This window comes from Acinetobacter sp. P1(2025), from assembly GCF_051390655.1.
Lineage (GTDB): Bacteria > Pseudomonadota > Gammaproteobacteria > Pseudomonadales > Moraxellaceae > Acinetobacter > Acinetobacter junii.
On record NZ_JBPKBJ010000005.1, the window covers coordinates 1 to 18,082 of the forward strand.

The 18,082-nt window shown below is 39.1% G+C and carries 14 protein-coding genes and 2 pseudogenes; 9 read left to right on the top strand and 7 right to left on the bottom strand.

Annotation, left to right across the window (positions count from 1 at the left end; translation table 11 throughout):
* The first annotated feature begins 626 nt into the window (after positions 1-626).
* The 6 genes from ACSC97_RS02155 (at position 627) to ACSC97_RS02180 (ending at position 5,225) form a co-directional block, all read left to right on the top strand.
* On the top strand, positions 627-1,520 hold the full coding sequence (locus ACSC97_RS02155; protein ID WP_436659094.1) for an MlaA family lipoprotein: 894 nt from the start codon (positions 627-629) through the stop codon (positions 1,518-1,520).
* A gap of 129 nt (positions 1,521-1,649) precedes the next feature.
* Complete coding sequence (gene gigA, locus ACSC97_RS02160; RefSeq protein WP_004955739.1) at positions 1,650-2,618, top strand: RsbU family protein phosphatase GigA; 969 nt, start codon at positions 1,650-1,652, stop codon at positions 2,616-2,618.
* A gap of 102 nt (positions 2,619-2,720) precedes the next feature.
* Positions 2,721-3,242, top strand: a complete 522-nt coding sequence (gigB, locus tag ACSC97_RS02165) for an anti-anti-sigma factor GigB (protein ID WP_004906790.1) — start codon at positions 2,721-2,723, stop codon at positions 3,240-3,242.
* A 23-nt stretch (positions 3,243-3,265) separates the two neighbouring features.
* Positions 3,266-4,090, top strand: a complete 825-nt coding sequence (locus tag ACSC97_RS02170) for a carbon-nitrogen hydrolase family protein (RefSeq protein ID WP_004955736.1) — start codon at positions 3,266-3,268, stop codon at positions 4,088-4,090.
* A gap of 175 nt (positions 4,091-4,265) precedes the next feature.
* Positions 4,266-4,628, top strand: a complete 363-nt coding sequence (locus ACSC97_RS02175; protein WP_004955734.1) for a DUF4951 domain-containing protein — start codon at positions 4,266-4,268, stop codon at positions 4,626-4,628.
* A 165-nt stretch (positions 4,629-4,793) separates the two neighbouring features.
* Positions 4,794-5,225 (top strand): organic hydroperoxide resistance protein, encoded by a 432-nt coding sequence (locus ACSC97_RS02180; RefSeq protein WP_436659097.1) that lies wholly within the window; start codon positions 4,794-4,796, stop codon positions 5,223-5,225.
* A 58-nt stretch (positions 5,226-5,283) separates the two neighbouring features.
* Here the strand turns inward: ACSC97_RS02180 and gspE are convergent, their stop codons facing one another.
* Positions 5,284-6,774 carry a type II secretion system ATPase GspE gene (gene gspE / locus ACSC97_RS02185; protein ID WP_004955732.1) on the bottom strand — a complete coding sequence of 497 codons (1,491 nt, stop codon included), beginning with the start codon at positions 6,772-6,774 and terminating at the stop codon, positions 5,284-5,286.
* Positions 6,775-6,868: 94 nt separating this feature from the next.
* On the opposite strand from gspE, the gene ACSC97_RS02190 reads away from it, so the two are divergent.
* Both ACSC97_RS02190 and ACSC97_RS02195 read left to right on the top strand, forming a co-directional pair.
* On the top strand, positions 6,869-7,690 hold the full coding sequence (locus ACSC97_RS02190) for a hypothetical protein (protein WP_004906776.1): 822 nt from the start codon (positions 6,869-6,871) through the stop codon (positions 7,688-7,690).
* 9 nt (positions 7,691-7,699) lie between these two features.
* Positions 7,700-8,617, top strand: coding sequence for a mechanosensitive ion channel family protein (locus ACSC97_RS02195; RefSeq protein ID WP_004906771.1), 918 nt, complete (start codon positions 7,700-7,702; stop codon positions 8,615-8,617).
* Here the strand turns inward: ACSC97_RS02195 and ACSC97_RS02200 are convergent.
* Both ACSC97_RS02200 and ACSC97_RS02205 read right to left on the bottom strand, forming a co-directional pair.
* Positions 8,610-10,910 (bottom strand): annotated as a pseudogene (locus ACSC97_RS02200) (DUF2339 domain-containing protein); the annotation flags it as partial. The gene ACSC97_RS02195 and the pseudogene ACSC97_RS02200 sit on opposite strands and share 8 nt — an antisense overlap.
* A 197-nt stretch (positions 10,911-11,107) precedes the next feature.
* A pseudogene (locus tag ACSC97_RS02205) lies at positions 11,108-11,483 on the bottom strand (DUF2339 domain-containing protein); the annotation flags it as partial.
* 187 nt (positions 11,484-11,670) lie between these two features.
* Here ACSC97_RS02205 and polA point away from each other — a divergent pair.
* Complete coding sequence (gene polA, locus ACSC97_RS02210) at positions 11,671-14,436, top strand: DNA polymerase I (protein ID WP_436659100.1); 2,766 nt, start codon at positions 11,671-11,673, stop codon at positions 14,434-14,436.
* Between the two features lie 58 nt (positions 14,437-14,494).
* Here polA and ACSC97_RS02215 read toward each other — a convergent pair whose 3' ends face one another.
* From ACSC97_RS02215 to ACSC97_RS02230, 4 genes are read right to left on the bottom strand one after another with little or no spacing between them, the layout of a single operon-like run.
* Complete coding sequence (locus ACSC97_RS02215; protein WP_004906765.1) at positions 14,495-15,064, bottom strand: YggT family protein; 570 nt, start codon at positions 15,062-15,064, stop codon at positions 14,495-14,497.
* Positions 15,065-15,080: 16 nt separating this feature from the next.
* Complete coding sequence (proC, locus tag ACSC97_RS02220) at positions 15,081-15,920, bottom strand: pyrroline-5-carboxylate reductase (RefSeq protein WP_004955724.1); 840 nt, start codon at positions 15,918-15,920, stop codon at positions 15,081-15,083.
* Between the two features lie 3 nt (positions 15,921-15,923).
* On the bottom strand, positions 15,924-17,315 hold the full coding sequence (gene tilS / locus ACSC97_RS02225) for a tRNA lysidine(34) synthetase TilS (RefSeq protein WP_436659103.1): 1,392 nt from the start codon (positions 17,313-17,315) through the stop codon (positions 15,924-15,926).
* Entirely contained in the window at positions 17,252-18,076 is an 825-nt protein-coding gene (locus tag ACSC97_RS02230; protein WP_004906758.1) for an acetyl-CoA carboxylase carboxyltransferase subunit alpha, read from the bottom strand. Before ACSC97_RS02230 ends, tilS begins: the two co-directional genes overlap by 64 nt.
* Positions 18,077-18,082 lie beyond the last annotated feature (6 nt).

Sequence of the window (18,082 nt, forward strand, 5' to 3'; positions counted from 1 at the left end):
TGTTAAGCCTGCCGCCAGCGTTCAATCTGAGCCATGATCAAACTCTTCAGTTAAAATCATTTTGCACCTTAGTTAAGACAAGGTGCTAATTCTGGCTCATCAATTTTCTGACTAAAAATTCGCTCAAATAAACTTCGAGAAATTTCTACCATTCAATCAATGAAAATATATTCGATCGATCAACCAGTAAAAATCCACACAAGTTGTTCTTCTATTCTCTTAATGATCTTCTCGATGATTCGTCATCATCAAGCTAGGTCGGCTATATTACTCTAAATTTCTTTAAAGTCAACAGGTAATTTAGATATTTTTAAAACTTATCAACCAACTCAAGAATCCAACCAATTCAGCCAAATCCTTGTTTCTCAACAAGTTTTTATCCGCATCACCGCCGATGGATGTGCATTCTACAGCATTCTCACACCAATGCAACACCCTTCAATAGGATTTTATTTCGAGTGAACATTTTTAAACCAAATTCACAATATTTCTTATATTTTTCGATCGAATTTGCTTTAATAATAGTAGAACAAATAAATTGTACTTACTTTATCTATGTTTTGCGTTTAATTAGCGCATTCATTTTAATGACTGTAATTTCGCTCTAACTGCGATCAAGGACTTATATGCATTACTCAAATTTTTTCTTGCTTGGGTTGTTAACTGCTGGAGCATTTAATACAGCAATAGCTCAAGATGTATCTGAGCAATCCCCAGTCGTAACTGAATCAATTGAAAACCAATTAAATACACAACAAAAAACATCAACTCTGCAAGCAATTAAAGATTTAAAAAAAATAACCAAGGATGATTTGAAGGTAAATGCTAATGCAGCGCAACCTGATGCGGTTAAAGATCCTCTACAACCATTAAATCGCCAAATCTTTGCCTTCAACGATACATTAGACCGATATGTACTTAAGCCAGTAGCTATCCAATATGTTGAAAAAGTACCAGAACCTGTACGAAGTCCTTACCGTCAATTTCGCAAAAATCTCGGTGAGCCCTGGAATGCCGTCAACCAACTTATACAAGGGCGTCCATCTCGCGCAGCAAAAACATTAGGACGCTTTACTTTAAATACTTTAACAACCTTAGGTTTTGCTGACCCAGCACGTCGTTTAGGATTACCAACCGAAGAGGAAAGCTTTGGTGTGACTTTAGGCTATTACGGCGTCCCGTCTGGTCCTTATGTAATGCTTCCTTTTTTCGGACCTAGTACTTTTCGTGATGGGTTTGGCTTAGCTATCGATCGTTATGGTCGCCCACAAAAATATATGCTCGACGACCAACAAGGAATTTATTGGTCTACAAATGTGTTACAAGCTATAGATGCTCGTGCTCAAGTTTTAGATATTGAAGAAAGCTTAAAAGGCGATAAATATGCAATGATTCGAGATTTCTATCTGCAAAGAAAGGCTTTCCAAATTGCTGAAAAACATGGTGACTCTGCAGATGTATCATTTGTTGAAGATACTGAAGATACTGAAGATACTGAAGAATCTTCGGATAATCAGTAAATTCGCATTTTTATATTTATAGACATAAGTATTACTCTCTATTTTAAATGTGAGTAATACTATGTTTTCCATCATATTTCATCTATGATGAATTAAAAAATGATCATACAAAGGATCGGCTATTCATCTATGTATTTCATTCAACCATCGCGCTCAATACCTTGTTTAGATCAAGCTCTGAATGAGCTACCCAGTCTACAGATCATTCAAGCTGATGATTTAGACTTATATGATCAAACAATTATTGCAATTGCCGATGTACAGGACTTTTTGAAATATCAATGGAAGCTCCCAACGATCGTATTAGCATTTGAAGATGAAGGTGCTGCATTAGCCCAAGCTTGGGAAATGGGTGCTTTAGCCGGTTGGATTTGGAACAATTTACCCAAAAACCCAATACATGCTTTATTCAAAATTGATGCGCAATACAAACGAAATCAAGATAGCCGTGATCTTCCTTCAGCAGCAGCATTACAGAAACGTTTACTACCGAACCCAATAAGTCTACCCAATTATGAGGTTGAGTCTTTTTTTCAACCTTCGGCTTATTTATCAGGTGATTGGTATGATTATTGGAAACTCAATGAATATGAAGTGCTGTTTTATTTAGCTGATGTTTCAGGTCATGGTGTTACAAGTAGTTTACTAACCTCATGGATGGCAGCTTTCCATGGTCGTTCCAAGACACCTCGCCAGCTCATTCAAAAACTGAATGCAATGTTAGTTCAAGAGAATATTGAAAAACATATCACCATGGTGGCAGGTATTCTAAATCTACAAACTCATGAAATTACATGGTCTAGTGCAGGGCACTATCCACCTCCAATTATCTTTGAACCTAATCAAGCACCTCAAATTCTTACAACCAGTAGTTTCCCTTTGGGACTCACTGAGGATTTAGATGTTGAAGAACACATTTGTAAATTAAATCCTGATGCACGTTTTATTTTATGTTCAGATGGTGCTCTTGAACCCTTCGATGGTGGTTTGAATGATCAGTTCAACCAATTAGTTGATCATCTTCAGAATAATTCATTCCAAGCTCCTGAACACGTTGCAGATGACATCGCTATACTCAGCATATGCCGAATGAATTAGTTTAATTATCAAAAGCTTAAAAACAAAGAACTATGCAACCACTTGTGTCTACCATATCACTATGGGATAATTTTATATCCTTTCTCTGAAAATGGCATTTATATGTCAACAGGTCATGTTGAATATGCAAGTTTGAACGGAACGCATATTTTCAAGCTTATTGGCGAAGTGCGTGCACATTCTTGTATAAGTCTAGACAAATTACTCAACAAAATTGAACAGCAGCAAAATGTTGTTGGTGCAATCGTTGATTTAACTGAAACAACGTTCATTGATAGTACTGTCTTAGGTGTACTTGCAAAGTTGGGCTTAAAACTCAAACAAGTTCATCATATACAAGCAGTGATGCTGTCAACTAATCCAGATATTACCACCCTAGCCAATAGCATGGGCTTGGGTCAGGTCTTTGTGATTTTAAATTACTGTGGTGATCCTAATGTTTGCACGCTTGAGCTAACTGAAGAACATGTTACTCACAGCGCCATGCTCAACACAGTATTAGAAGCACACAAAACATTAATGCGTTTGAACGAAAACAATCAAAATATGTTTGAACCATTGGTGAAGCAATTGCAAAAAGAGCAAGATTGTCTAAATCTTGATACACACCAACAAAATGCTTAATTGATAACTAAGTCTGCACACTTATGACCTTACTTTCTGTTGCTCAAATGAATTCACAAGATGACATTGAATCTAATTTCCTTGTCATCGAGTCATTAATTCAACAAAGTAAGGCTCAGGGTGGCGAATTAATCGTTTTTCCTGAAAACTTTGTTTGTTTTGCTGCAGGAAAACAACGTGAGACTGCAAATCAATTTGAAACCATTCAGCAACGTTTAGAACAATTATCACACCGATATCAAATATGGATTATCGCTGGCACTTTACCGTGCCCTTTTCGCCCAGATGGATCAGTCATTACTGATGGACGCGTCAGAACCGTAAGCTTATGTATTAGTCCTGAAGGTACTGAGGCTCGTTATGACAAAATCCATTTGTTTGATGTTCAAGTGGGTGATGCTGTTGGTGGATATCAAGAATCAAAATTCTTTGAACCAGGTGATCAAGTCGTTGTTGCAAAAACTCCATTTGGTCATATTGGATTAATGGTTTGTTATGATCTTCGCTTTCCAGAACTCGCACTAACCTTACGCCAACAAGGTGCAAACATTTTATCTGCTCCTGCTGCTTTTACTTACACAACAGGTCAAATGCACTGGCAATTGTTACTACAAGCACGAGCTATGGACAGTCAATGTTTTGTATTAGGTGCTGCACAACAGGGTTGGCATGGTGAAAAACGTCAAACATGGGGTCATTCGGGTATAACCAATAGTCGTGGACAACTTTTACAAATAATCGACTACGAAGGACATGGTTTAATTAGCGCTGATTTCGATCAAGCTGAACAAGAAAATATTCGCTTATCTATGCCACTTATGCAACATCGAAAAATAATTGCCTACTAAGTCTCACTTTAATTATTAAAATTTTAGTTTTTGAAATTTTTGGTCACGCTTTATCTCCCCTTCATACCTAGGTTCATGATTTAATAAACATAATTTAGGATAGTCAAACAAACCATAATATTTATGCTATTTGATTATTGTAAAATTCCCTCTTAACACCAATTAAGCTGTATCCATGTTTAGACTTCTTTCTATTTTGTTGATTATAGGGGCAACTACATTCATTAATGTGGTACCAAGTTATGCTAATGCTGTTGAAGTAACAAATGATATGCAGCACTTACCTACACCATCAAATTTATCATTTAATAGTTTTGGTCTTTGGATTATTGGTTGGGGGACTGGTGCTGAAGGTGCTCGACAAAGACTAGATAACATCCAGCGTGAAGATGTGGTGATCATCAAACAGAAAGGTGTTACTCAAGATATGATTAAAGCTTGGCATAGTTTTTATGAACAACAATCTCAAAATGATATAAATAATCCAACCGCACGTTTTAGAGCAAAATTGATGAAAAAAATCATCGAGCTTTGGTAGATTTGCTGCATCTATTTGATGGGTAGATACTCTTTTCAATTTTATATTTTGTCTTTTACTTCTTTACCAAAGCCGTCATTAAATTTACCGTTTTCTCCTTTGCTTTCATCATCCATTTATGCAGGATTGAATAATACCAAACTGTGTCAGCTAGGATTATTCAATATGTCATTAGAAAAAGTAGTTTATCGAGCAAAAGCTAAAGCAACAGGTGGTCGTGATGGTCGTGCGACATCTTCTGATGGTGTTTTAGATGTTAAATTAGGCGTACCTAAAGAAATGGGCGGTGCAGGTGGTGAAGTGACCAATCCAGAACAACTTTTTGCAGCAGGCTATTCAGCATGTTTTTTAGGTGCCATGAAGTTTGTAGCAAACCGAGATAAATTAAAGATTACTCCAGATCCTTATATTGAGGGTGAAGTTGGTATTGGCCCGATTCCAAATGGCTTCGGTATTGAAGTGACTTTGAATATCTATTTAATCGGTATGGATCAAACCGAGGCTGAAGAGCTTGTAGCGGCAGCGCACATCGTATGTCCGTATTCAAATGCAACACGCAACAATATTGATGTGAATTTCAATATAGTAACAAATTGATATATAAAATAAAAAAACAGCATGATTGATCATGCTGTTTTTCATTAAGAATAGAAAATTATTCTTCAGCTGCTTCGTTTGTAACACGTAGCACTTCTTCTAAAGTGGTTTTACCAGCCAAGACTTTTAATAAGCCATCATCACGAATCGATGCGGCATGACGGCGAGCATGATTTTCCAACTCATATTCGGCTGCATTACCATGAATTAATCGACGCATCGACTCATCGACTGGTACAATTTCATAAATCGCTGTTCGCCCACTAAAACCAACATGTGAACATTTCTCGCAACCATGTGGTTCTGGTAATTCCATGTGTTCATCTACCTTGAGATGCTGAAATACCTGTCGTTCAAAATCATCTGCTTTTCGCCAAGTTACGCAATGTGGACATAATGTTCGAACTAAACGCTGTGCAATTACACCAATCAATGAACTTGAAAGCAAGAATGGTTCAATCCCCATATCTTTTAAACGAGTTACCGCACCAATTGCAGTATTGGTATGTAACGTAGATAAAACGAGGTGACCTGTTAGTGAAGCTTGTACCGCAATTTCTGCCGTTTCAAGATCGCGAATCTCACCCACCATAACAACATCAGGATCTTGACGCAGCATAGCCTTAAGCGCACGAGCAAATGTCATATCAACTTTCGTATTGACCTGTGTCTGCCCAATCCCTTCTAGTTGGTATTCAATTGGATCTTCGGCCGTCAAAATATTGCGCGTATTATCATTCAAGTCAGACAAGGCTGCATATAAGGTTGTCGTTTTACCTGAACCCGTTGGACCAGTGACCAAAATGATGCCATGTGGACGATGAACCAATTGAGTTAAACGTTCATAATCATTTTGCATCAAGCCAAGATGTGTCATATTTAAACGACCCGCCTGCTTATCAAGTAAACGCATCACCACACGCTCGCCATGAGATGATGGCAAAGTAGAAACACGAACATCGACCTCACGTCCAGCTAAACGCAAAGAAATACGACCATCTTGTGGAATACGTTTTTCAGCAATGTCCAACTTTGCCATGACTTTAATACGAGAGACTAGCAAAGGAGCTAATTCACGGCGTGGTTGGACAATTTCTCGTAATTGTCCATCTACACGTAAACGAACAGACAACTTTTTTTCAAATGCTTCAATATGAATATCAGATGCACCGACACGAATCGCTTCGGATAACAACGCATTAATCAGACGAACAATAGGTGCATCATCTTCTTGATCCATCAAATCTTCAGCTTCAGGCACCTGATCAGCCAAACTTAATAAATCAGGATGATCCTCTAAACCAGCGGCAACTTGCTGAGATTCGCCTGTATCACCTGCATAACTGGAACTGAGTAGTGCATGAAACTCTTGATCTGTACACAATTGATCATGCGCAGCTTTCCCCAAAATTCGACGTGCTTCTTGTAATGCAATTCGCGCTGTATCCTTGCGTCGTACAATAAAAACTTGATCGCCTTCATAGCGCAATAAAACGCCATGCCTTTTGGCGAAACTATATGGAATTTGTATTTGTTTAAGTATTTGCATCACAATTTATAATGATGAAAGGAAGAGTTGAGTGTACTCTAAGGAGATTACAGCGTGAAGTCTGTTTAGCATACTCACAAAGGAATTTTGCACCTTGTCTCAAAATAATCCATATAAAGCACCTCACTCTGACACATTGAGATGGTGGGGTGAACAACAATTTGAAATTCAACAAGCCAAAGCTTGGCAATTTGGTTCACTGCTCTTTCGCTTAACGAGAGGCATCAAAGAATGGCGTTTAGAATATCATCGACCACAATGTCAGCATGATTACGAGCAACAATGGCATGTTTTATCTGATACAGAATTTGCAATGCCACAACCTGCAAAAATTGAACGCTATATGTTTCATAAAACCAATAGCTCATTTCATTTAATGCCACGTTTGGCAGATCGCTCTGTTGTTATTAAACCTGTTGATCCGATTTATATTCCTGCTGGTCAACGCGGAACGCTTTATATCAGTACTCCGTTATGGATTGCAGGCTTAGTAGATGGTTTAAGTGAACCTTTGTTTGATATTCCTGTGATTCAGCCGAAAGACACATGGTTTGGTAAAGATCCTCAGCATGGTGAAATTTGTTATGCAACATCTGTAGATGGACGAACTGACCTAAATCTATTAAAGCCACGTGCCTTTAGAGCTGTTACACCTATCGAGTTTCATAATACAAGTCAGCATCAACTGCGATTTGATCGTATGAATGTCCCTGTTCCTGCCCTTCCTTTATTTTATAGTGAAGGCACAGGTCGTCTCTGGACGTCTCAAATCAAGGTGTATTATGAGGGTTCAGAACATCCTGCACGTATTCGTATTGAAAACAAAACACCAACTCAGGCAGGTGAAGTCATTTACGTACATCCTCCACGTGCGCCTGGAAGCAACTTATTTAATATGTTTGATTCATTCTTTTAAGGAGTTGCTATGGCTGATACCAATATTCCAAAAGATGTCGCATCTAGCTTCACCAGCATATTTACCAATATTAATTTTGAAAGACTAAGTGAAATTGCTGTAGCCCTAATTTTATGTTTAATCGGCTTTGTAATTGCACGTCTAGTTTCTAATACCTTTATCCGCACCATTGGTAGTCGGTTTAACGCACATCAACGATTATTATGGCGAAGAGGTATTTTTTACTTTATTTTCCTACTCTTCATCATGACCAGTTTAAGAGAAGCTGGATTTAAACTCAGTGTATTCTTGGGTGCAGCAGGGATACTAACTGTTGCTCTAGGTTTCGCTTCTCAAACCTCAGCGACAAACTTAATCAGCGGGCTATTCTTAATCGGTGAAGGTTCTTTTGAAGTCGGCGATACAATACAGATTACGTTGATTCGAGGACAAACCATTGAAGGTGAAGTGATCTCTATCGATCTTTTATCGGTCAAACTTCTGACGCTCGACAATGTTTATATTCGGCTTCCAAATGAGCAGCTCATTCGCACCCCTGTCATGAATTTATCCAAATACCCGATACGGCGTATTCCGATTACCTTAGCGATTAATTTTCACGAAGACATTATTAAAGTAAGACAGGTACTATTGGATGTTGCATCTAAATATCCACTGGTTATGGATGATCCTAAACCAACCGTAACAGTAACTGCATTTCGTGAATCCTCAATTGAGCTGTTGTTTGCGGTATGGTGTCGTCAGGAAAATGCATTAAAAGTCCGAGATGAAATGCAAGAAAGGGTTCGTAATGGTTTCCTTGAAAATGAAATTGAAATCCCTGTACCTAAAATGGGTTTAATTGATCGCCCCATCCCTTTAGAGGATGATGAGGTCGATCAATATGCCCATCAAAAAGAGCTCAAAAAAGAAGATAAAGTTAGATAGATGAAGATTCTTTAGACTGTTCTTGGGCAGGTGGTAAAGGTGCAAGATATGCAATTAGAAGCATGACTGCACCTGAACCAATAAACGAAATAACACGTGTCAAAGTACCACTTTGCGATAAATCTAATAACAATAACTTAAACACAACGATCCCCAACAACGCAGCCCCAACAAACCAAATTTGTCGGATATGCCGACGGCTTGAAAAGGTCATAAGGATAAAAGCTAAAATCACCCATAATAAGGTCAGACTTAGTTGTACATTGCCATTCTGCCAGATTTCTATCCCCCATAACGGTGTTCCAACATAATGATGCATAGCGCGTACAACAATGCTACTTAATACAAGTAAACCGACTAAAATCGTTGAGACTTTGAATCCCCATTCTACCGAATGCTCATCGTCAAAATGATGATGATAAATCACCCAGATCAAACCAATAAACATTAGTAAAGAGAGAAAATCAGTTAAGTTAAATAAAGGAAGCACATAAAACTGAGTTGCAGAATATGAATCTAAACAAATTAAAAGTAACCAAAATAAGGTTAGCCCCCACACTGGTTTTTGATCCAATAAAAGCAGGTTTTTTGATAAAAATAACCAGCCAGCGTATATCGCAGGAAAAACAGCCAATGCAATAACAGCAATATTGGGAAAAAGTGTAATACCAATACCCGCTAAACTTAACCAAAGCAAAGCAGACCAGATCAAAGAATATAGCGATGAAGAGAAAGATTTCATCTTGATGAGCAAAATAGTCAGCGCAAGTGTAGTCGTCAGGGCGCTAAATTGGCTTAGAGGTGTAAACCAATCACCTGTGGAGTAAACATTCTCCGCAAAACTTACGCCATAACTTAAGAAAAGTAATCCACTGATCAAGATAAGTTGTACATTAACCCATTCGATTTTGGACTTAAGCTGAACCATAAAACCAAATAACAGCAACAAAACGGCTGCGATTGCCAAATAAGGATTCATGCCTTGATTTTGCCAATGCATAAACTCTATCGCAGCAATTGATCCTGCATACATGCCAAGTGCTAAAAAAATCCCGCTTAGCATCCGCGCACTAAAATATTTTTCAACCTCTTGATAGTGCAATAAATAGAAAGCTGATATGAATTGCGCAAGTGCAAAAATCACTGTACTCAAAATTGGGAAGTCATCATTTGACCAAACTTGGAAAATAAGTGCCACAGAACTCAATAGCACTAAGGCAACTCCGATATATCGACTAAGACGATAACGCTCGGTCACTCCCCAAACGATCAATGCTGTTCCTTGAATGACCCAACCTGTTGATGTCCAATGTGCCCCTTTTGCCAATGGAAATATCAAAGCCGTAAATACCACGGCAAGAATAAAGAAGCTTTTAGCCAAAATAGAAAGCTGCGGATGCCTTTGTTTAATCCAAATATTTAAAGCGCCATAAATAATCGCAAGTGCAACTGCACCCCAAGTCAATGCTTGAGTAGAGTTATGCATCAGATAAGCGTGTAGAGAGAAACCCAATACAGGAACACTAAAAATCAAACCTACATCTAGAATTGGCTGTAATCGCTGTTCCTTTTGATTCGCTTTACTCTCTGTTGATAAATCGCCATCCCATACCCGCAGCATCAATTGGCTATAACGAATACTTAGCCAAACAAACAAACCAATATGCAACCATAAAATTACATCTAAGGTATCGAACTGTTGAGTCTCTCCATAAAGCCCAATCATAGCCCCGCCAATAAAGAGCGTTGCGAAAAAGGCAATCTGATGCAGAATTTTCCAAGGTTGAATAAAGTTAACGGCTGCGACAGCAAGGTTAATCACAAAATAGTAGCCAAATAGAAAAATCACGTCAGGATGTGATTGAGGTATGACAAGTGGTGCAATATAAGCCATCGTCAGCGCTAGCATGGCCAAATATAATGCTTGCTGTTTTAAACTTAGATAAACAGTAACTGATAATAAAATTACAAAGAATAAACTGGCTGTTTTCAAACTCGCAATCACTGCAAAGTGATGTGAGAAAATTAATGTGAGGAACACAATAGCAAGACCGACGCCCTGCAAAGCAACAGCAAATAGCTGATTTTTTCGTTGCAACCAGTATCCTGCGATTGTGATCACAGTACCTGTAAGGGCAATAAAACTAAGCTTTACACCTAAACTTAACTGCCAATGCTCACTTGCGAAACGTAATAATAATACGACGCCAACCATCAATACAGCGACAGCAATTCGTAAAATCGGATTGCCATGAATCATCCATTGCAAGATAGGTTGCCACCATGCAGTTTGAGATGATGTCGATAATTGCTTCTTAGATGGCTCTGGAGTTAATGAGTATTCGTTTGATGATGAAGATTCTGCTTGCATCCATGTAGCTGGATGTTGCACCTGACTTTCAGAGACAGAATGATTAGGTGTTGATAATTGATTAGCTTGGTTGATATGAGCAGAAACACTATTTAAATCATTTTGGACGACTGTTTTTCCATATTGTTCTAAATGCAATAATCGGGTTTGAAAGCTACTGATCGTCTGAATGAGGCAAAGTAATAACACTAACAATGCCCCACCTGCCAACCACATCCATGTATTTGCATAGGCAAAAAGTGCGACTAATGCAGCACTATAAATCACGATCTTCTGAGCACCAATTGTAGCTGATTGAGCAAAATAACTTGGAGCATCATATTCAAGTTGACGTAATCGAGTGTGAATTTCTGAAAGAATGTGCACAATAGCAACAGTTAAACCAATCGCAGAAGCAACAATAGTGCCTTGCCATTTAAATGCAATCGCTGATGCTAGTAATACTGTCAGCACAACTAAAACAATCACGATTCCCTGTTTATCTTTTTTATACATAGACTTATATCAATGATTACAGCTTTATTAATCGTATCTTACTTGATCAGTCTATAAACCGTCATTTTTACATACAAATAACTGCAATTTTTAAACGACATAGATCGTCATCATCATTCTGCCTAACAAGGACATGGACTGCTTTTTCACGTAAAATAGCTCGCAGTTCATAATAAGGATTTGCGCAATGCCACCTTTTGTCTTGGTTGACGGGTCTTATTTTCTATTTCGTGCTTTTCACGCTTTACCGCCATTAACGACGTCTACTGGCCTACATACTAATGCAATTCGTGGTGCTATTTCGGCGATTCAGAAATTAATGCGTCGTACCCAGCCAACACATATGGCTGTTATTTTTGATACTCCAGAACCAACTTTCCGCCATAAATTATCACCCATATATAAAGGTGATCGTCCAAGCATGCCGGAGGAGTTATCTGAACAAATTCCTTATTTACATGCCCTAATCAAAGCTCTTGGCATCCCGTTATATAGCCTTCCTGGCGCAGAGGCGGATGATATTATTGGGACCTTAACAAAACGAGCATTATCAGAAGGTCATCATGTCTTAATCTCGACAGGTGATAAAGATATGGCTCAACTTGTTAATCCACATGTCAAACTTGAAGATAGTTTTAAAGAACGTGTACTTGATGAGGCGGGTGTATTAGAGAAATTTGGCGTACACCCTCATCAAATTATTGATTATCTTACGCTCATGGGCGATGCATCCGATGGCATCATGGGTGTTCCAGGAGTAGGCGCAAAGACTGCGGCAAAACTATTAACAGAATATGGTTCACTCAATAATATTATTGCGAACGTGGATCAACTCAAAGGTAAACTCAGTCAGAATATCAAAGATAATTTAGACAATATTAAAATTGACCACCAATTGGCAAGTATCGTCTGTGACCTCGATCTCGCTTTAGATTGGCATGATCTAAAATTAAGTCAACCGAACACCGAACAACTTCGTCATTTATACACAGAACTTGAGTTCCGTAACCAATTACAATCTTTGGATCATCCTAATAATCCAAATACGCCTGTCTATCAACAGACCTCTCAAAGTATTGTCAAAGCTGAACAAAAAACTGAATCTATAGCGATAGAAGATCATGCAAATCTTTCAAGCCAAGATGATCAATTAGGTGAAGCGACTTATCATACTGTACTAGAGCAAGCTGACTGGGAGCTATTGTTGCAACGTATGCAACAAGCGGATCACTTTGCAATTGATACAGAAACCACCAACTTAGACTATCGAGTGGCTGAACTGGTTGGATTCTCAATCGCATTTGATGCCAATGAAGCCTACTATGTTCCTCTAGCTCATGATTATGAAGGCGCTCCTGAACAACTCAGTCGGGAACAAGTTTTAGCACAAATCAAACCAATTTTAGAAAATGAGCAAGTCAAGAAAATTGGTCATCATTTAAAATATGATGCTCATATCTTTGCCAATCACGGTATCACAATCCAAGGCTGGTACTTCGATACTATGCTCGCGTCCTATGTTTTGAATGCTGCTGCAACTCGTCATGGTATGGATGATGTAGCACGTGTTTATCTCAGCCACCTGACAACTACTTTCGAACAAATTGCAGGTAAAGGCGCTAAGCAAAAAACCTTTAATCAGATTGAACTCGAAGTTGCAGCACATTATGCAGCCGAAGATGCACACGTCACTTATCGTTTGTATGAAGTACTTTCTTCAAAACTAAAAAGCCATCCTGAACTTGTTAATATTCTCCACAATATTGAGATGCCTGTTGCACGAGTACTGACAGGGATGGAAGAAGATGGAATCAAGCTTGATCATAAATTCTTAGATCAGCTCAGTGTAGAATTCTCCGACACCATGCAAACATTAGAGAATCAAGCAACTGAGCTTGCAGGTGAAATGTTTAATATTGCCTCGCCTAAACAGGTCGGAGAGGTTCTATTTGATAAGTTGGGAATTAAAGGCGGTAAGAAAACTGCCACGGGACAATACAGTACCAGTGAAAGTATTCTTGAAAAAATCGAACATCCTTTAGCGGAAGTGATTTTAGAACATCGCGGCTTGGCAAAACTCAAAAATACATATACTGATCGATTAGTTGAGCAATCACATGATGCAACCCATCGTGTACATACTAGCTATCATCAAGCTTTAACTGCGACAGGGCGTTTATCTTCTACTGATCCTAATCTGCAAAACATCCCGATTCGTACACCAATTGGTCGCCAAATTCGTAAAGCATTTATCGCTCCCGAAGGTCGTGTCCTCCTTGCAGCCGACTATTCACAGATTGAACTGCGCTTAATGGCTCATTTTTCACAAGATGATGCTCTAGTACACGCTTTTCAACAAGGTCAGGATGTTCATCGTCGTACTGCCTCTGAAGTATTGGGAATCGCTATTGAAGACGTAACCAATGATCAACGTCGCCAAGCTAAAGCGGTTAACTTTGGGTTGCTTTACGGCATGTCTGAGTTTGGCTTAACCCGCCAACTTGGTTTCACTCGTGAAGAATCACGTAGCTATATTGCACGTTATTTCCAACGTTATCCAGGTGTATTGGATTATATGGAACGTACACGTCAGATTGCACGTGAGCAAGGTTTTGTAGAAACCATTTTAGGTCGTCGTCTATACACACCAGATATTTTGGCAACAAATAAAATGATCAAGCAAGCAGCTGAACGAGCGGCGATTAATGCCCCCTTACAAGGAAGTGCAGCAGATATCATCAAACTTGCAATGATTGCCGTTGATAAAATTTTGCCTAAAGATCAAGCTAAACTTTTACTGCAAGTGCACGATGAATTGGTTTTTGAAGCTGATGTGGCAATTGCAGATGAACTTTCAAAACAAATTGCTGATGTGATGCAGTCTGTATTAGAAATTTCCGTACCTTTTGTGGTGGAAGTTGGACAAGGTCTAAACTGGGATGCCGCACACTAATTTTTAGGCATAAAAAAAGGATTGTTTTGACACAATCCTTTTTTTATTTTCAAACCGATCAAAGACCCGTCAACAGAACTTTTGCAGCTTCATTCATCAAAATCTCAGCAATATACAACGCCAAGAAAGCCAAAATTGGTGACAAATCAATCATCCCCATATTTGGTAGTAAACGACGGAAAGGCGCAAGTAAAGGTTCTGCGAGTTCCTGAATAACTTCGATATATGGTGAGCGTGACTGTGTAAACATCACCACCCAACTCAAAATAATCGTTGCAAAAATCAAGTAGCGACAGAAACGGATCAAATCCTGAATCATCGTCACGAATGTCGTAATCACAAGATAGACAGCACTATGGGGCATCTGCCCTGATAGATACATCAACCCGAAAATTTTCAACAAATAAAGCACAATCAATAAAGCAATTGCCGCTAAATTGACGCGCCCTTTGCCTACGGTTGGCAAACTACGGCTCAGGATATCTACAATTTTGGTCGCTTTAACAGTTGAAAGTACAACTGGGTTATAAGGGCTAACCGCTGCCAATTGCATTAAAAAACGGAAAAAGACCAATAAAATTGCGACATTGATCAAAACACCAAAAATTAGCGCAGAACTTGCACCCATACTTGTCTTATCCTACTTAAACTGATTTAGTCTTTTCACTTAACTCTTGTGCAAGCTCTTGACTACGTTTTTGAGCTGCCGCAAGCGCTGCTTGAATATTTTGTGAAATCTGCGCACGATCAAACACTTCTAATGCAGCTTGAGTCGTACCATTTGGAGATGTCACATTTTTACGCAATTCTGATGGTGAGTTAGAGCTGGTAATTGCCATTTGGGCTGCACCCAATGCTGTTTGCAACGTGAGTGCAGTTGCAACTTTCTCATCTAAGCCCAAATTTTTTCCTGCTCGAATCATACTTTCCATTAGATAGAAAAAATATGCAGGTCCCGAACCTGATACCGCTGTTACCGCATCAATTTGAGCTTCGCTATCGACCCAAATCGTCAAACCTGTTGCAGCTAAAATTTGACTCGTTAACTCACGATCTTGAGCATTAACAGCTTCTGAAGCATAAATACCGTGCGCACCTGTTTGTACTAAAGCAGGTGTATTTGGCATTACACGCACAATACGCTGGCTTCCACCAATCAACTCTGAAATTGTTTGAATTTCTGCGCCTGCAATAATGGAAATGACCAGTTTATCGGATAGCAAACCTTTTAAAGGTTGTAAAACCGTAGCTAATACTTGAGGCTTAACCGCTAGTACGACCACATCTGCATTTTGAATTGCTTCAACATTGTCCGTGGTTGTTTGAATTCCTTTTTCTTCTAATATTTGACGAATTTGTTCTACTGGATCTGAAACTGTAATTCGTGTTGTTGGCAGCCCGCGAGAAAGTAATCCTCCGATCAAGGCCTGAGCCATGTTACCGCCGCCAATAAAACAGATGTTTTGATTCAATGCTGTCGCCATTTCCTACTCGTCATTTGAAAAAGATTGAGGAGAATTTTCTCGACAATCTGAAACTAAACTTGGTTGCCACCCTCCCTGCTCGATATAGTCAGATTGAGCCAACCAAAACCCTTTAGGGCTAAAAACCCCAAGCATAACATTTTCCACGACTAATATTTGAATTGTATGACGGAACCAAGGCAAAATCTGTGCATCTTGAATCGCTTTTTTCAGTGGCCAATGCCCGATTCGCCCGTAAAGATGAATTTTTTCACCGCCTTGGCGTTTAATCAATTGTAAATCTTTATTTAATAATTGTTTGGAAAGACCTATATCTCGCGTCAATATTTTGAACTTACCTGAAGCAGTTTGAATCATTTCTTCCAAGTTGTAAGATTGATTCATAATAGGTTGAATAGGAAAAAGCTTTTCTGCGTACAGCTCTGCATGGGTTAGACGATACAATTTTTTCTGGTAGCGGACATAATAATAAGAATTAATATGTAAAGTTGCTTGTGCATCAGGCTTAGCAAAAATCACTTCATCTTGAAGGCGTTTGACCATGTCATAACTTGGGCGGTATTGATCTTTGCCTTTTATCCAAGCGGACAACAATTGACGTTTGCGTGCATCCGATAATTCCAACAGGCGAGTTAAATCCAGCTCATTCTCAGTTGCACATAATTTCCAATCACTTTGCAGCACATCATCTAAAATTTCTGTGGCATCTTGCATCAGATAACTCGTTCGTGACACAGCTGATTGCATTTTTGGGAAGCGCTTTTCTAATACAGGCCATAACTCTTCACGACACCATGCCCGATCATAATGAGTATCATGATTTGTTGGATCGACAACATATTCAAAACCAATTTGTTTAGTCCACTCCTCAATTTGCTGTCGGCTGAGCTCTAAAAAAGGTCGCCATATCGTCAAATCTTTTCGCACATCATATGCTTGCATGGCGGATAAACCATTAACACCTGCACCTGAAAATAAACGCAATAGTAGAGTTTCAGCTTGGTCTTGTTGGTGATGAGCTAACACCAAGATTTCATGGCTTTTTAAATGCTTTGTATAGGCTTGATAACGTGCATGACGTGCTTGCTGCTCAAGATTTCCTGCATCGACATGTACTTTTTGGATCACACAAGGAATGTTTAATTGTTCAGATTGTTTCTGAACTAAACATCCCCACTCCGTACTGCTCGATTGCAACTGATGATCAACATAAATTGAACGGGTTTGACTTGGGAAAATTTCGGACATTAGATACAACAACAGCATGGAATCCATGCCGCCGCTGCACCCAATTAAGAATTGAGTATCTTTAGAAAAATGCTGTGTTTGTGCTAAGACGCGATGCCTAAATTGCTGCTGCCAAACTTCATTAAACGTTGATAACGTGCTTCGCATCGTGCTTGAGCATCCATCGGTTGCAATTCTTCTAAGGCTTGTTTGAGTACATCTTTCAAATCATGCATGACTTTCTCAGGTTGCAAATGTGCCCCCTCACCTTCATCCACAACATACTCCACAATTCCAATCGCTTTCAATTTGTCAGCAGTCAGAGCTAAGGCTTCACTCGCTTGCGCTGCTTTATCAGCAGTTTTCCATAAAATAGAAGCACAACCTTCTGGTGAAATCACAGAATAAATACTGTGTGAAAGCATAATTACTCGATCTGCCACACCTATACCTAGCGCACCACCTGAACCACCTTCACCAAGTACAGTCGCAATCACTGGCACTTTCAAACTAGAAAGCTGAGCCAAACTGGTTGCAATCGCTTCTGCTTGTCCACGCTCTTCTGCACCAACACCTGGATAAGCACCCATGGTATCGACAAAAGTAAATACAGGTAAATTAAAACGCTCAGCCATATCTAGCAAACGTTGTGATTTACGATAGCCTTCTGGGTTACACATACCAAAGTTATGTTGTAACTTTTCACGCGTACTACGTCCACGATGTTGACCAACTACCATTACGGGTTGTCCGTCAAAACGAGCAAGACCACCGATCATGGCACCATCATCACCATACAAACGGTCACCGTGAAGTGCATCAAATTCAGTAAAGATTTCACTAACATAATCTAGAAATTGCGGGCGTTCAGGATGTCGCGCAATTTGAACCGTAGCCCAAGCCTTGGACTGAGTCGCTTTATTTTTCATAAGTCG

Excerpts from the sequence above, each read along its gene's own strand:
- ACSC97_RS02230 (WP_004906758.1), bottom strand. The coding sequence starts at position 18,076 with ATGAAAAATAAAGCGACTCAGTCCAAGGCTTGGGCTACGGTTCAAATT.
- gigA (WP_004955739.1), top strand. The coding sequence starts at position 1,650 with ATGTATTTCATTCAACCATCGCGCTCAATACCTTGTTTAGATCAAGCT.
- ACSC97_RS02175 (WP_004955734.1), top strand. The coding sequence starts at position 4,266 with ATGTTTAGACTTCTTTCTATTTTGTTGATTATAGGGGCAACTACATTC.
- tilS (WP_436659103.1), bottom strand. The coding sequence starts at position 17,315 with ATGCGAAGCACGTTATCAACGTTTAATGAAGTTTGGCAGCAGCAATTT.
- ACSC97_RS02215 (WP_004906765.1), bottom strand. The coding sequence starts at position 15,064 with ATGGGTGCAAGTTCTGCGCTAATTTTTGGTGTTTTGATCAATGTCGCA.
- proC (WP_004955724.1), bottom strand. The coding sequence starts at position 15,920 with ATGGCGACAGCATTGAATCAAAACATCTGTTTTATTGGCGGCGGTAAC.
- gspE (WP_004955732.1), bottom strand. The coding sequence starts at position 6,774 with ATGCAAATACTTAAACAAATACAAATTCCATATAGTTTCGCCAAAAGG.
- ACSC97_RS02170 (WP_004955736.1), top strand. The coding sequence starts at position 3,266 with ATGACCTTACTTTCTGTTGCTCAAATGAATTCACAAGATGACATTGAA.
- ACSC97_RS02195 (WP_004906771.1), top strand. The coding sequence starts at position 7,700 with ATGGCTGATACCAATATTCCAAAAGATGTCGCATCTAGCTTCACCAGC.
- ACSC97_RS02180 (WP_436659097.1), top strand. The coding sequence starts at position 4,794 with ATGTCATTAGAAAAAGTAGTTTATCGAGCAAAAGCTAAAGCAACAGGT.
- gigB (WP_004906790.1), top strand. The coding sequence starts at position 2,721 with ATGTCAACAGGTCATGTTGAATATGCAAGTTTGAACGGAACGCATATT.
- ACSC97_RS02155 (WP_436659094.1), top strand. The coding sequence starts at position 627 with ATGCATTACTCAAATTTTTTCTTGCTTGGGTTGTTAACTGCTGGAGCA.
- polA (WP_436659100.1), top strand. The coding sequence starts at position 11,671 with ATGCCACCTTTTGTCTTGGTTGACGGGTCTTATTTTCTATTTCGTGCT.